Source organism: Neobacillus piezotolerans (assembly GCF_003362805.1).
In the GTDB taxonomy this organism is placed as follows: domain Bacteria; phylum Bacillota; class Bacilli; order Bacillales; family Cytobacillaceae; genus Bacillus_D; species Bacillus_D piezotolerans.
This window is the reverse complement of sequence record NZ_QNQT01000002.1, coordinates 385554-400242: the sequence shown is the minus strand read 5'-3', so window position 1 is coordinate 400242 and position 14689 is coordinate 385554. Positions and strand designations below refer to the sequence as shown.

The following is a 14689-nucleotide window of genomic DNA, read 5'->3' as shown; positions in this document are numbered from 1 at the left end:
AAAAATATTCGAAACACACTTATTTTTGCATAAAACAAACCAAAAGGGAAATAATTTCTTACTGTAAAACATTGCATGAAAAGTTTACCGAAATCTTTCGGCGCCCGGAATTCCAGCCATTCTCAATCACGGTGGTGCTTGAGCAAAGTTATCCGCTTCACCGCACCGTCAAACTGAATGAAGGGCAAGGTCCCGTCCCTTACATCATTCCATGAAAAAGACCCGGCTGCCGCCGGGCCCGGACAGGCTTGCAAGTTGCTGGAAGCCTTGATATTCGTTTTAATTACCGGACAGCCGCTTCTGTGCAAAAATGTTCAGCGGCAATAAGCAAAAGGATTAGTAGCGCCTTCCGCCAACCGGCCTTTTTTGGGTCAGCTTTTTAAAGAGCCCCAATATGGGCTTGTACTTAACATGGACAATCCCGATAACCTCGGCAATTACTTCCGTAATAACAAGTAGGCCGAAAATGATGAATATCGAACCCCATAGTGTCGACTCGGACAGAAGGACCGCAGCCGCGCTGAACAAAATGCCAAACGCATAAATCGCCAGCACTGTGTTCCGATGCGACAAGCCCAGCTCGAGCAGCCTGTGGTGAAGGTGCGATTTATCCGGCGCGGAAATCGGTTTTTTATTGACAATTCGCCGGATTATGGCAAACGTGGTATCAAATACCGGAACCCCGAGTATAATAATCGGGACAAGGAAACTGAACAGCGTAACGCTTTTGTATAGCCCAAGCAGCGATAATATCGATATCGAATAGCCGAGGAACAATGCGCCTGTGTCCCCCATGAATATTTTCGCCGGGTGGAAATTATAGAACAGGAAGCCAATGATGCTTCCTAGAAGGATTAGGGAAAGGGTAAAAATAAGCACCTTTCCAGCCAGAGCGGCCATGATGGCGATCGTGGCGATGCCAATCGCGGACACCCCCGCGGAGAGGCCGTCAAGCCCATCGATCAGGTTGATGGCGTTCGTAATGGCTACGATCCAGAAAATTGTTACAGGATAACTCCACAGCCCCAATTCAAAGCTGCCGATATACGGTATCGTAACAAGATCAATTTTCAGCCCGCTTGCGAGAATAAGCGCGGCAACGATGAGTTGCCCGGCGAATTTTGTTTTTGCGGAAAGTTCGTATTTATCATCAAGGATCCCAATCAGGATGATCAGGATTGCCCCGACACTGATTGTGTTTACTTTTTGTTCATAAAGGCCGCCTGCGAGATAGCCGGCGATTACTCCAAGGAATATGGCAAGCCCGCCAAGGCGGGGCATGATTTTTTGATGGACTTTCCGTTCATTTGGCTTGTCGATTGCTCCAAACCAAACAGCGAATTTAATGACAAGCGGCGTAAGGACCAGGACAGTTATCAATGCGGCAAAAAAAGCCAGGATAGCTTGTGTGTACATTCATCATCACCTTTGATAGGTTTGTTTTAGTGTCTCCCAATCAATCCTATCGTAACACATCCAACAGGTTACGCAATGATTTTTTAATTGGGATGAATCATGATGGAACCTGTATGGCAAACTAGTTAGTAAAATAGTCTGCCTGCTTTCCTTATATTACCCGCCCTCCCTGCTCCGAAACTGTGCCTTTCTCCTTATTGAGACGTTATCTCCTCAGGATAAGTTTCAAATTGCCCCAAAAAGCTTCATTCCACATGGGAAATTATCCCTTTGCCCGTTTTCGACCATTTCCTTCCTATGTATGATATAATGCGACTAGACCATTCTATATCTACACAGGAGCGAAAAATATGCTAGCCAAGGTTAAAATGCTGTTCAGTGACAGCAGCCGGGAAATCAAGCGTTTATCGAAAATTGTCGATAAAATCAACGGATTTGAAAAACACTTCGAAAGCCTCAGTGATGAGGAATTAAAAAACAAAACTGAATTTTTCATGGAAGAACTGGAAAAAGGGAAAACCCTTGACGATATAAAGGCAGAAGCTTTCGCCGTAGTCCGGGAAGCAGCTAAACGCGTCCTGGGGCTTCGGCATTTTGACGTCCAGCTGATCGGCGGCCTCGTCCTTCACGAAGGAAGCATCGCCGAAATGCAAACAGGTGAAGGAAAAACCCTTGTGGCGACGCTGCCAAGCTATCTTCACGGACTCGAGAACAAGGGCGTCCACATCATTACAGCGAATGAATATCTGGCAAAGCGTGACTTTGAACAAATGGGCAAGGTCCATGAATTCCTCGGCCTTAAAGTCGGCCTGAATATTTCCGAAATGACGCCCCAAGCCAAACGGGAGGCCTATGCCGCCCATATTACATATGGAACGGGTACGGAGTTTGGGTTTGATTATCTGCGCGACAATATGGTGTTCAATATAAACGACAAAGTTCAAAGGCCGCACCATTATGCGATTGTCGACGAAATTGACAGTATTCTAATCGATGAAGCGCGGACTCCGCTCATCATCGCCAATAAATCAAGCCACGGTGCCGACTTATTTTACATTACAGCGGAATTGATGAAAACATTTAAAGCCGATTCCGACTATGAGCTGTTTTCTGAAACAAAGCAAATCTACCTGAAGGACGATGGCGCAACAAAGGTCGAGAAGGCGTTTGGCATTGCGAACCTTTATGACGCCGAGCACCAGGACCTTCTCCATAATGTTGTCCAGTCGTTAAAAGCGGCGTTCACCATGAAGTTGGATGTCGATTACATCGTCAAGGATGGAAAAATCGCCCTAATCGACAAATTCACCGGCCGCATCATGGAGGGCAGGACTTTCAGCGAAGGGCTCCACCAGGCGCTTGAAGCGAAGGAAGGCCTTGAAATTACGGAAGAAAACGAATCACAGGCGACCATCACCATCCAGAACTACTTCCGGATGTATGACAAGCTTTGCGGAATGACGGGGAGTGCGACCCCTTCCAAGGAAGAATTTTTTGAAACATACGACCTGCATGTTGTTTCCGTCCCGCCGAACCGTCCTGTCCAAAGAATTGATATGGATGACCTTATCTACAGGGATAAAAAATCGAAAATGCGCCGCATTATAGAAGAGGTCCAAACAGTCCACGCAACCGGGAGACCTATCCTGATTGGGACAACCTCGATCGAACAGTCAGAGACATTGTCAAAGCATCTAAAAGAAAAACGGATCACACATCGGATCCTGAATGCAAAAACGGAAGAAGACGAGGCAGCGATCATCCAGACCGCCGGCCAAAAGGGCCAAATCATGATCGCGACCAATATGGCCGGCCGTGGAACGGATATCGTCCTTGGACCGGGCGTCAAGGAGCTGGGCGGACTTCATATCATCGGGACTGAGCGGCACGAAAGCTTCCGGATTGACATGCAGCTCAGGGGACGTTCGGGACGCCAAGGGGATCCAGGTTCCTCCCTTTTCATAATTTCCCTGGAGGACGACCTTTTCATCTATTACGATGAAGAACAGATGGAACGCTATCTCAAGAAAGTCAAAACGGATGAAACCGGTCTGGTCCTGTCACCGGACCCGCATAAATTCGTACTCAAGGTCCAGCAGACAGTCGAATACGCACACCATTCTTCGAGGAAGCATATCCTCAAGCTCGACAATGTCCTGGATAGCCAGAGCAAGATCATTTACTCGATGCGCGATCGGGTCCTAAAAGCCGACCCGCAGGAAATTTTCCCGGAAGTTACAGGATATATAAAGAACTATATCAACTCGGTCGTGGACAAATACTGTCTTGATAATGAAGAAAACACCGCCAGCTGGAATCTGAAGGGGCTTATTGAAGAATTACGTTTCGTATTCATCCATTTCGATATTAATATAGAAGATATTGAGGATTTCTCCCGTGAAGAAATTCTTGCGAGGATGATGGAGGAATACGCAGTACTCGAGAAAGAAATTCTTTCGCTTCAAGAAGATGAGGATTTAGGCAAACAGCTTAAAATCTTCCTTTTGCAAATGATCGACATGAACTGGATCCAGCATCTTGTAGTGATGACTCAATACAAGGACGGAGTCGGCCTGAGGGGCTACAGCCAGGAGGACCCGTACCGCTTGTTTGAATTTGACGCACTCCGTGAATTCAACGAACTCTTATTTGCAATTGAATCCGGTGTAACCATACGGTTTATCGAATACATCAAGAGCCAAAACAGGTTCAAACCGGAATGACGCTAGGGGGACATAATACCGATGGCCTTATTTGGAAAAAAAGAAGAAGAAACCGAGATTACGAGTAATTCAGTCACAGAGGAAGCTGCGGGAACAAACGGGGATGAGGAGTTTGTCGAAACCAGCCTCGTCTTCCATCCCGACTGGGAACTGACGAATTCGGAACGGTATGTATATATGTTTCAGCATAAGCAGCTTCCCGCGCTAAAACCAAACCAGATTTCCATAAAGGGAATCAAGCTGCTGAATTATAATGATGGCTTTGTTGTGGTGGCTTTCCTTCGAAATTCATTGGACAAGCCAATCCGGTTTGAAGCAATCGACCTGATCCTGCTCGATGGAGAAGGCCAGGCTGTCGCAAAGAGGAACTTCTCTCTCGATACGATTGGCGAAATCCCCGCCCGTTCAAGTATGCCTTGGAGATTTTTATTCGAAGAAGGGGATAAGCTGGGGGAAACAATCCCGGAAGAAGGCTGGAGTATCGCCTTTGAAATCAAGCAGCATGATGCCTCCCATAAACTGGACCTTGCCCCAAGCTGGGAGGAACAACTTGCTCCGGCTCAAAAAGAGCAACTTGAGAATATCGTTGCCGGGCTGCCGAAACTAGGGCCGAACGAAATAAATGTTGTTGGCCTGGAAGCAAAATTCCTTAACGAAGGCAAGCTTGCTGTAACACTCCTAATCAGGAATGGCAGCCAGAAAGAGTTGCAATTCGAACAAATCCCGCTGGCCGTAGAGGATGCCTCAGGTGAAGCTGTGGCAAAAGGCGGATTTAAACTAGACGATTTTAAAGTCAAACCCAATTCAGCACGCCCGTGGACATTCGTATTCCCTAAGGAGCTTATCTTAAAAGAAAATCCTGATCTGTCGAGCTGGAAGGTTTTCATGCCGAATCAGGGACAATAAGATGTGACAGCCCCCTTTGGATTTGGGGGCTGTTTTTTCTATTAGATCCCCAAAATAAAAGCCTCCTATATTCATGGTAGGAGGCTTTTGGTTCTATTTAATTGCCGGCCGGCTTAAACTCGATATGGGTTGGAATGTTGGTGATAAAAAGCTGCGATCCAAGATTGAATTGTCCCCCGTACAGAGAATCACTTCCATATACACGGTATGTTTCACCTGGATTAAGGACCTTTACTTCCTTTAATTTGCCGTTTTCGTCACGCTGCCAAAGGTTCACTTTCTTCTTTATGTAAACCGTTCCGATTTGCCCTTCCTTCATGGGAGCGGGCTGTATGTATCTTCTTGCGCCAAGGTACCTATTCTTGTAATAGCTGTCATTCAGGCTGGCAATCTGGATTCCCTTTGGTGAGGCATGAATGAACTTATTGTCTCCGAGATAGATTCCGGAATGGGAAGGGCCCGCCTTGTAGGTTGTAAAGAATAACAGGTCGCCCGGAACCCTGTCAGACGCCTCTATTTTGTCGCCTTGCGCGAATTGATCCGCGCTCGTCCTTGGAAGCTCAACTCCAAATTCGCTATATACATAGGAGACATACCCCGAACAATCAAACCCGGAAGGTGTCGTGCCGCCCCATTTATATGGAACGCCTACAAATTTTTGGGCATAATCTGTTAAATCTGCAATTTCCGCAGCTTCGGCTTTTCCTTGGCCTGAAGTTAACAAAGTTATGATGAACAATAGTAAACCTAGCAAATTTCTAACCTTTTTCATCAGCAACCCCCGAAAAGTCTCTCTTTGTCGTTTTTGCGAAAATTATGTAAATACTTACAACATAGTTACATTTTAGTATAGGAGATTGCGAGAGTCTATTTCACCCGTTTTACAAATTACTGTTTTTTATTACAATTTGATTACAACGGGTTTGAAAGAGGTCGAAATTGGGGAAAAAGATAGATTGCAGACAAAATAAAAAGGCAGGCGCTATACAGGGCCTACCTTTTAGTCAGCTGAATTCCGGCCAGTTTTTCTGGAATTCATCGCCTTCAACTTTTTCAATTGTCCGGTATCTGAATGGGAGAAGTTCCCCGTCCGATTTATCAATAAATTCCTTTGCAAGCTCAAACGGAATAAGATCGTACTGGTCTTTGCTTTCCGCTATAAAATAAACTCCAAGAATTTGGCCTTTTTTCTTTGGGTGCAGATGAAGGAATGCCGGATAATACGATAGATCACTCGATTCCAGCACCGCTTTGGCCATTATCGTTCCATCTTCCTCTTTTTCCACCGGATCATTGCTGATTTTGTCCAATGACTTGACTGCCCATCCTTGTTTTTTATATCCTCCAATAATTTTCGGAGGGTTTTCCTTCAATTCTTCCAATAGCTCATTTTGACCATTTAAGTGTTCCATTGCTAAAAATACTCCCTCCAGCTCCCAAAGATAAATAGACACAAACACAAAAAATAATAGGTATATAGTATCGAATATGCTTTTTTAGCATAATCAATATTAACAAAATTGTAAACGTATCATCTTATTATTATCATAAAGGCCTATAAACTGCAAACATCCGTTTGCAATCTCCTGCTTTTAGCATAGTAATTTGTGCCCTGGGTAGCAATATAGTATTGCTGGTAAAATAGCAAAAATATACTTTTCAGGTTGATAAAAATGCCTGTAAAGGTAATGCCGCTTATAATGTAGATTCCCTATGTTACACTGGTCAAACGTCATTATACCTTTATACAAAAATCAAAGGCCTCTGCAAATCTTGCAGAGGCCTTTAGTCTTTTATGATTAATAAACCGCGGTTATATCATCCACAAAAATTTGGCCTTTGTTTTTGTTCAAATCATCCGTTTCCATATAACGGACTGGCATTTCGAGCCTGTATGGAGCTTTCAGACCTGCTGGAATTTCGGCTTCGACGAATTTCCAGCCGGTCCAGTCAAGATTCTTTGTAAAATCGAGTTGGACTTCAGTCCCTGCCGCATCCCTCAATTGGGAACGCAGCCAATGGCCTTTCGCATCTCCATAAACCCACATGCCGATTTTAACAGGAGCTCCCGGGAGTTCAATTGAAGCCGGAGGAGTTGCGTAGACACCGGATGTACCCGTCATTTCGATAAAGTCGTATGCCACTTTAAGTGATTGGCTCCCTGTTTTGACATAAACCTTTTCCGGTGCAATCGATACAGAATTAAACTTTGCTCCGCTTGCCTTCCATCCGGACAGGCTTCCTTCAAAGTTTTCGACAACGATGGAGCCCGGGTTGCCGACAATGACATTGAAGGTCGCAGAAACGGAACCGTATGAAACTGTTACCGTTGTCGAGCCATCAACAGTACCGGCCTTAAAGATTCCTTTGTCAACCGTTCCGATCGGTGAGGAAAGCTTGTATTGGAATACAGCAGGATCATCAACGATTTTTTTGCCTGCAAGATACCCTGAAGCAGGAACCGGGAAGGAGCCATTTTTCTCAACGATAACAGTCGGATTGGCAAGTTTTATGCTGTCAAGTGTATTGACGATTTCGGCATTTGCACTTGCTTTAATTGTACCTGTTGAAGCGGTAATCGTGCCCTTTCCAGCCGTCTTGCCGGCGGTAAACGACCCATCGCTGTTGAAGCTTCCAATTGTCGAAGTCCAGGCGAGCGGGTCCGTTACAGGAATCGGGTTATTGTTTTTATCAAGCCCGCGTACGGTGATATCGAGATTTTTATATGTCGCACCCGCAAACAGCTTCAAGTTATTTGTGGAGAGAAGCAGTGTATTAAGCGGGCCGGCTTTCCACAACCCAACAATGAGCAGGGAATTGGCGACATATCGTTCTTTTCCATCCGAAGGCGAGTTGATGACGGTCGCATCAGCATTGCCAGGATTCCTGGCAACCATGGTGGATGAGCCGCCGCCGTCAAATGTCATCGCCTCGACAGCCCCAAGATCTTTCATGACTTTGGCAGTTTCGGTCAGGGTGACTCCGGCGCTTACAGTCTGCCTTCCGTCAATGACGATGACGAAAACCGATCCATCTTTCTTGATTCCGATTGCTGTCCTTGGCGCCGCTCCAGCTACATTAAGGGTTTGCGCGACTCCGTTTTTAACAAGGTAATACCTGCCCCCGATTGCCTGTTCAACCTTGTCCCAGTCCGGATTGTTATAAGCGAGATTAATCTCGACGACATCGCCGGCAACAAGGCCTTTCAGGTACTCACTTCCCTTTGCATGCCCCGATAGGACCATCTCACCTGGAACGAGCGGTGCGCTTCCCTTGCCGACGACAACTTCTTTTACGGTAGCCTTGACGGTGCCATTCCCGTTCAGTTTGCCCTCAATATTCGTCAGAACAACTTCCGTACCGAGTTCGTTCGTCATTGTTGTAGAAGCGAAATATGGCGTGTAGAGAACAAGATGGTCCGCAAAGCGACGCTTGTTGACCGAATCAATAAGATATGGATTTTGTCCATTTACCGTTAAACTGAGGGTAATATCCGGATTGCCGATCATCGCTTTTCCTTCAGGGGAGACCCCGAAGATTGTCCGTTCATTTTCAGGGGTTTTGTTTGTCGTCACAAGCTCCCCGTTATGGACGGTCAGGTCAGTCGGCGCGCCATTCGAATCGAAATAGTCGCCATTCACGCCGCCGATAATAAAATGCTCATCGGCCTGGTTTCGGGCGGCCATTGAACTTACCGTTTCAAAGCCAATCATTTGGTCCTTTGCCAGCGTTGTTTCAAATTTGATTTGTGAAGCCTGCTGGTCGACTCCAAGAACATATATTTGCTGCTTACCACGGGAGCTGTCGACAGAAAGCTGTGACTGGGTGACCCCTGGGGCAAGGACTTTTGACTGCTCATCCGTCACTGTCCCGATAGAAAGCTTCGTTCCATAGAGCTCTGGATTCACCAGCTTAAGTTTATGAATCGACGGAGTTTTATACTCTACGTACCCAGCCATTTTCGTTACAAAATATGACCCGCCAACCCCGTATTGCCCGCCAAATTCCGAACTGTACTGATATACCCGGTATCGCTCCCCTGGCTTTAGGACACGGACAAATGTGAGTTTATTATTTTCCTTTTTCCATAAATTTATAGGCTTAAGAATATCTACCCTGCCAATCTGGCCTTTCACGAGCTGCGCCCCGTCCCAGCTAACATATGGAGTGGCGGTAGCGGCTTGCGCCTGGCCGGCAGAAAATGGAGCTGTAAACATTGACAACAACAATACTATACAAATAAAAACCTTATTCCTCATTTGTCTCTCCCTTCATCTCTCAAACATTCTTTATCTAGTATACGACAAATCCTGCCACGAATGCCTCTATTTCTACAAAATTGGAAATATAGTACCGGTTTGAATTTATTTACCGTGCATTTTCTAGGAAAAACGATTCATTTATATAGTAAAAATAACCATAAGGTCCGCATTATTGACCATTCCCAAAAATAATGCCCGGAGAGAATTCCGGGCACTCGGATGTATTTAGCAAACCTCGGCATTAATAAGGTTTATAAAAGTTTTGCGTATAATAAGGACGCATTGTCCCCGCCTGGAATTGTACCCCGGTCCCCAAATACGAATAACTTCCACTCAGGATATTTTTCCGGTGGCCAAGAGAATTCATCAAGCCTTCATGTGCCAAGATACTGCTAGCATAGCCCATCGCAATGTTTTCACCTGCAGCCTGGTAGACAATTCCTGACGCCCTCATCCTTTCGAATGGGTCTTGTCCGCGGAGGTTCGTATGGCTGAAGAAATTATTTGCAGCCATATCAAGTGAGTGGCTCCTCGACGATGCCCTTGCTTTCTCACTCCAGGCCAAAGCCGGCAGGCCTTTTCTGACGCGTTCAGCATTGACAAGGTCAAATAACTGAAGCTCGAATGCCTGCTGCAATGATGTGGAAGATGGCCCGTAAAATCCGGCCTTCCTGTTCTCCACATCACTCGAAACTACCTGCAAGGCAGTTACTTTACCGTAGTTATGAATATCATAAAATACGGTTATATAAAAACCATTCCTGTAGAAGGTTTCCTGTTCACTATCATTACGGGTGGAATAACTGATATCCCCCTTTAAAATTCCTTCAACGGGATTTCCAAGCGCCGCTTTTATTGAATCGCGGGCCATTCCCACTTTTACATTCCCGATTTGGAATCCGCTATCCATTGTGTAAAGCGCGCCAATCTTGCCATTTACATAGCTGATCATATAGAAATTCCTGTAAGCCTTTTGATAGGTGTACCAGGATGTTCCGTATTCATTTGCGCTAATACGCTTTTCCGTACCAAGCTTATCAATAATGCTTGTCCTAGAATCGGTTAGTTCGACCGGGGTTTTACTTTCGGCAATCGCCGTCTTTTTGCATTCCAACTGGCCAAGCTTCGTTTTCGAAGGCGTTTCGTAGTTTACCCTCGCATCACGGTCAACATAGTAACCTCCGCCGACACTCAGCATGCCAGGTTTGAAGGCATAAATCCTATAAGTCTCACCTGCTTTTAGGATTCTAGTAAACTGCCTGCTGTCGTCATTCAGTTTAAAAAGCGGCGTGTCTTGAATGACTATAAGCCTTCCAATCTGGCCAAGCTTCAATTCTTCGCCATCCCATTGAACGACTGATCCTGCTGAAATCCCGGTGCACAACTCGGCGGCCTTCCCCTTTTCGGCCGGCGCTAAATAAAAGGCGGTGCTGAGCATGAATGCCGAAGCAGCCACCTTAAGCAACTTTCTCTTTACGTTCATTCCCATTCCCCTTTTTCTTTTTTGTACCACCTCATTTTAGTAGTTTGGCTTTCTACCGTATAGAGGGACTTTAGTCATTTTTTAGGAAAATGGGCCCGCTGTTTTTGAACTTTTGGTGAAATCAAGGAAAAAATATATTGGTATTTAAACCTTATTTTTCCAAGAATGAGTCTTTATGCAAAATAAAACCAGGGCCTAACTTGCTGGCCCCGGCACATCAATTATTGGAATTTCACAGTCAGGGTGTATGGATTTATTGTCGAGTTTCCAAAGGCATCCCTGACCTTAATATGATACGTACCCTTTTTTAGGGAAAAGCTCAGGACTTCCGCGTCGCCTTCCGGATAATAATCCGCCTGTGCGATCAGCTTTCCATCCTTATAAAGGGAGATGATACTATCAACTTCGATTCCTGCCGCGAATTCAATTTTCCCTTTTGAATCCTTCGCCAGCTTCAGTTCATACCAATCTTCGTCCCCATAAGCAACACCTGCATTCAAGTAACCAACAGCCTTTAACCCATTCTTTCCGTTTACCGCAAACTTTAGCGGTTTAGAAGGAATGTTGTTCTTCACGACGGACCCCTTGTCTTCGTCCACCGTGTTTACCGGAGCTACCTTCAATTGATAAGGAAGAAGGGAAAGCGGAACCGGACCGTCTATATAACCACTTACAAGCATGATATAATTCTTGTTCTTGCCTGCTTTGAACGATCCATATGTGTTTCCGGATAACGCGCCGCGGTCAATGTACTGGCCCTTCCTGTATTCCTCTTCATCAAGCTTCCGGTTTTTATTCGTGTCCTCCACTACGACCACCATCCCGAAAATCGGGTTGACCAGCTCTTTCGGATACTTGCTGGAAGCAGCGGGGTCAATTGCCTTCGTCCCAAACGTTACGCCGTATATTGCATCCGTTTTTGATTCGAAATAGAAATAATCCTGGTCGAACGGCATCGCAAAATTCCCTTCGACTGTACCAGCCGGGAGGTTTCGGACATTTTCCGGCTTATCATTGTCTTCGTATTGATCCTGCGGGTTGGCAAACAATAACGTTGATGTAAACTGGTACGGATCGAAGGACATTTCACCTGTATAATAATTCGAGTTCACTTTAATATAGTATGTTTCACCTTTCCTTAGCCCTGTATAGAGGGAAGGATCCATCCTTATCCCCGCCCAGTCCCACGTCATATTGGAACCAATCTGGGCCAAATATTTCATTGGCTTTCCATTGTAATCCTTTTCCTCGATAATCTTAAATATACTAATTAACGGAACCGTAAAGCCTTTTTCTGAAAAAGCAAACTGGTAAATGCCTGTTTCGGAAGGAGTTGTCTGGAACCAGTCCTCATCCTCCATCATTTGCAAATAGCCACCGGCTTGTGCGCCAATCTCATATGGCTGGGAACCTTCCTTGATCATTCTCAGGAATTCATCTTCCCCGCCTTCAGTTGGGCCAACTTCCATTTCCTTTTTCTGTTCCCCAGGGCTTTCGCTTGTTTCCTCTTTGCCGCGACCCATGAATGGGAACATGTCTTCATCTGCAGGGAATACCTTCCCATCCACTTTGAGCTTGTATGGAACAAGCGACGGCTCCGCTACTTGATCTTTGGACATCAGACCCGGGTTGAAGAAGAAATCGTACATCATAAAATAATTAGGATCAATTTTATTCGACACTTTCACGATATAAGTCATTTCCGGGCCGGCGGTAAAGTTGAGGCTTTCACCCGCGCCATGGGCGCCCCTGTTGCTGTATAGCATTGGATCGACCTTCATGTCTCCGGATGCGAGTCCGTCAAGAATCGTTTTCTGCTCCTCTGCCGGAAGTTTGTCAAAGTCTGGCGGGAAGAACATATCAGCTGTATAAAGGCCGATGGTCGTATCGGTGCCAGGCACTCCTGAAAGCTCAATTCTTACTGCCTGGGATTCTTTGACAGAAAACTTGTAATAGTCGTCATCGCCGTCTTTGCCAAGCAGGTGCAGAGGTGTGCTGCCGCTATCGTATGGAAGCTCGATTGCAATCGGCTTATCAAGGGAAGACTCATCCACCGGCAACTCGTCGGCCTTTTGTACAGTAAGGCTGAATTTCGAACCGCCCTTCGCGGAATCATCATAGCTTCCATTGACTTCTTTTACTCCGAAAAGGACGGTTCCGCTGAAAGGCGCTTCGAAGAATCTTCCTTCCTTTACTCCTTCACGGACCTTATTGACATCAATCATCAGTTTTTCCGAAGCGGAATACATGTGGATCATCAATTTAAAATCAAACTGCGACCCGCCATCAAGAATGAACTGGAGATTGTCACCTTTTTCCACATCTGACTTATACCATTTCTCCTCATAGGCAGCGGTAATATTACCTGAAAGCTTTGTCTCCTTGCCGAGTGAAACAGGCTGAGCTTTCTCCTTCAATTCTTTTTCTGTATAGGCTTTCTTCACAATGTTGGGAAGTTTTTTCATATCAAATTGCAAAGCTGCAACAGGGTTAATAAGCCCGTTTCCATATTTAACGTCAAACCCCTTCTCACCAAGGTCCTCGGCAGTATGCTCAAGAATATACTCGACCTGGTAGGGGGTCAGCAACGGATATTTTGATAACAGAAGTGAAGCAGCGCCCGCGACCATTGGCGCGGCCATCGAGGTGCCAGTCAGTTTTCGGTAACTCGATTTGCGTTCATATTCATAAATCGTGCTGTAAATGTCCTCTCCTGGAGCAACCACATCGACCGAAGGGCCATAGGAAGATGACGCCGAAAGCTTTTTCTGGCTGTTGACATTCCCTACAGATATAACACCTTCATAGGCCGCCGGGTAGCTTAGCATATCATTTCCCGTGTTTCCTGCCGCCGCAATAACGACAATATTTTTCTCAAGTGCTTTTTTAACTGCATCCTCAATTAATGGGGAAGGCATCGAACCACCAAGGCTCATATTAATAACCTTCGCTCCTTTGTTTATCGCATAAAGAATGCCCTCGGCGATTGCAAAATCGGATGCCCCCCAAGCCCGGTCAAAAACGTCGATTGGCAAAATTTTTGCATTGGGGTTCACGCCGTATCCGCCAATCCCGTTATCCTTTGCCGCCGCGATAATCCCTGCCACATGCGTGCCATGGAAATCCGGCGTTCCCTGGTTCATCGGGGAAACGGTGTTATAGCTCGGAAGCAGTTTCCCTTTCAAATCCGGGTGATTCGGATCGATTCCCTGATCGATGACAGCAACGGTAACCTGGTATTTCCCCGCAAGAGACTGAGCCTTTGCCAAATTAAGCATGTTCACTTGATACTGACTCGCTGCCTTTGGATCCTCAATCCCAAGCGGCCTGTACAAGGCACTCGGCATAACTGCCGCCACTTTCGTGTTTTCCCTGTACCTACTGATTGCCTTATCGAAATCTTTTTTATTCTTCACCTTTACAACCGTATAATCGAGGCCTTCGATTTGCTTCACAGGCGTCCCGCCCGCGTAACGGTGTTCGGACAGGGTCAAAGGCTTATTAAATTTGATGATCAGCGTATCATCGCTCAGCGCCTTCTCCCCATCTTTTTGAGCCTTCATTTGCGCCTGGCTCACAAAGCCAGTAGGGCTTGACGTAAAATCATTGTATTTCACCGTTGTCGCATGTACCGGGCCTGTAAGCAGGCTTGCCGCCACAAGCGTTGTACCAACTACCGCAAGTCCGGATTTCCTAAACCACTTTTTCATAGGACCCCCCGCTTTCTCATCTTTTTCGCTTGCAAATAAAAAAGGAATGGAGACAGGGCATCCCACTTGAGAACCCCCCGTTGATGAAAAAAATCTCTCCATTTCCATAGTTTACTATTTATATAGACTCAGCGAAAAGGAGAATAGTTTCATTTTTAACTATAAATTTTTAAGAAAAACCCCAAAGCA

Annotated in this window: 9 protein-coding genes; 3 read left to right on the top strand and 6 right to left on the bottom strand. The window is 45.8% G+C overall.

Annotated elements, in window-relative coordinates; genetic code table 11:
- The first annotated feature begins 71 nt into the window (after positions 1-71).
- Positions 72-215, top strand: a complete 144-nt coding sequence (locus DRW41_RS23245) for a hypothetical protein (RefSeq protein WP_222928839.1) — start codon at positions 72-74, stop codon at positions 213-215.
- 121 nt (positions 216-336) lie between these two features.
- On the opposite strand, the gene DRW41_RS06935 is transcribed toward DRW41_RS23245, so the two are convergent.
- Positions 337-1416, bottom strand: a complete 1080-nt coding sequence (locus tag DRW41_RS06935) for a glycosyltransferase family 4 protein (RefSeq protein WP_115451242.1) — start codon at positions 1414-1416, stop codon at positions 337-339.
- A 350-nt stretch (positions 1417-1766) separates the two neighbouring features.
- Between DRW41_RS06935 and secA2 the strand changes: the two genes are divergently transcribed.
- Together secA2 and DRW41_RS06925 are read left to right on the top strand one after the other, a co-directional pair.
- Complete coding sequence (gene secA2, locus DRW41_RS06930; protein ID WP_115451241.1) at positions 1767-4139, top strand: accessory Sec system translocase SecA2; 2373 nt, start codon at positions 1767-1769, stop codon at positions 4137-4139.
- 21 nt (positions 4140-4160) lie between these two features.
- Positions 4161-5045, top strand: coding sequence for an accessory Sec system S-layer assembly protein (locus tag DRW41_RS06925; RefSeq protein WP_115451240.1), 885 nt, complete (start codon positions 4161-4163; stop codon positions 5043-5045).
- Positions 5046-5142: 97 nt separating this feature from the next.
- Here DRW41_RS06925 and DRW41_RS06920 read toward each other — a convergent pair whose 3' ends face one another.
- The 5 genes from DRW41_RS06920 to DRW41_RS06900 form a co-directional block, all read right to left on the bottom strand.
- A complete protein-coding gene (locus DRW41_RS06920; protein WP_115451239.1) occupies positions 5143-5817 on the bottom strand; it encodes a C40 family peptidase in 675 nt (224 codons plus the stop codon).
- A gap of 232 nt (positions 5818-6049) precedes the next feature.
- Positions 6050-6457, bottom strand: coding sequence for a hypothetical protein (locus DRW41_RS06915; protein ID WP_115451238.1), 408 nt, complete (start codon positions 6455-6457; stop codon positions 6050-6052).
- Between the two features lie 387 nt (positions 6458-6844).
- Positions 6845-9304 carry a phosphodiester glycosidase family protein gene (locus DRW41_RS06910; RefSeq protein WP_115451237.1) on the bottom strand — a complete coding sequence of 820 codons (2460 nt, stop codon included), beginning with the start codon at positions 9302-9304 and terminating at the stop codon, positions 6845-6847.
- A gap of 244 nt (positions 9305-9548) precedes the next feature.
- A complete protein-coding gene (locus DRW41_RS06905; protein WP_245959367.1) occupies positions 9549-10790 on the bottom strand; it encodes a CAP domain-containing protein in 1242 nt (413 codons plus the stop codon).
- A 221-nt stretch (positions 10791-11011) separates the two neighbouring features.
- A complete protein-coding gene (locus tag DRW41_RS06900) occupies positions 11012-14500 on the bottom strand; it encodes a S8 family peptidase (RefSeq protein ID WP_115451630.1) in 3489 nt (1162 codons plus the stop codon).
- Positions 14501-14689 lie beyond the last annotated feature (189 nt).

Excerpts from the sequence above, each read along its gene's own strand:
- DRW41_RS06920 (WP_115451239.1), bottom strand. The coding sequence starts at position 5,817 with ATGAAAAAGGTTAGAAATTTGCTAGGTTTACTATTGTTCATCATAACT.
- secA2 (WP_115451241.1), top strand. The coding sequence starts at position 1,767 with ATGCTAGCCAAGGTTAAAATGCTGTTCAGTGACAGCAGCCGGGAAATC.
- DRW41_RS06905 (WP_245959367.1), bottom strand. The coding sequence starts at position 10,790 with ATGAACGTAAAGAGAAAGTTGCTTAAGGTGGCTGCTTCGGCATTCATG.
- DRW41_RS06915 (WP_115451238.1), bottom strand. The coding sequence starts at position 6,457 with ATGGAACACTTAAATGGTCAAAATGAGCTATTGGAAGAATTGAAGGAA.
- DRW41_RS06900 (WP_115451630.1), bottom strand. The coding sequence starts at position 14,500 with ATGAAAAAGTGGTTTAGGAAATCCGGACTTGCGGTAGTTGGTACAACG.
- DRW41_RS06935 (WP_115451242.1), bottom strand. The coding sequence starts at position 1,416 with ATGTACACACAAGCTATCCTGGCTTTTTTTGCCGCATTGATAACTGTC.
- DRW41_RS06910 (WP_115451237.1), bottom strand. The coding sequence starts at position 9,304 with ATGAGGAATAAGGTTTTTATTTGTATAGTATTGTTGTTGTCAATGTTT.
- DRW41_RS06925 (WP_115451240.1), top strand. The coding sequence starts at position 4,161 with ATGGCCTTATTTGGAAAAAAAGAAGAAGAAACCGAGATTACGAGTAAT.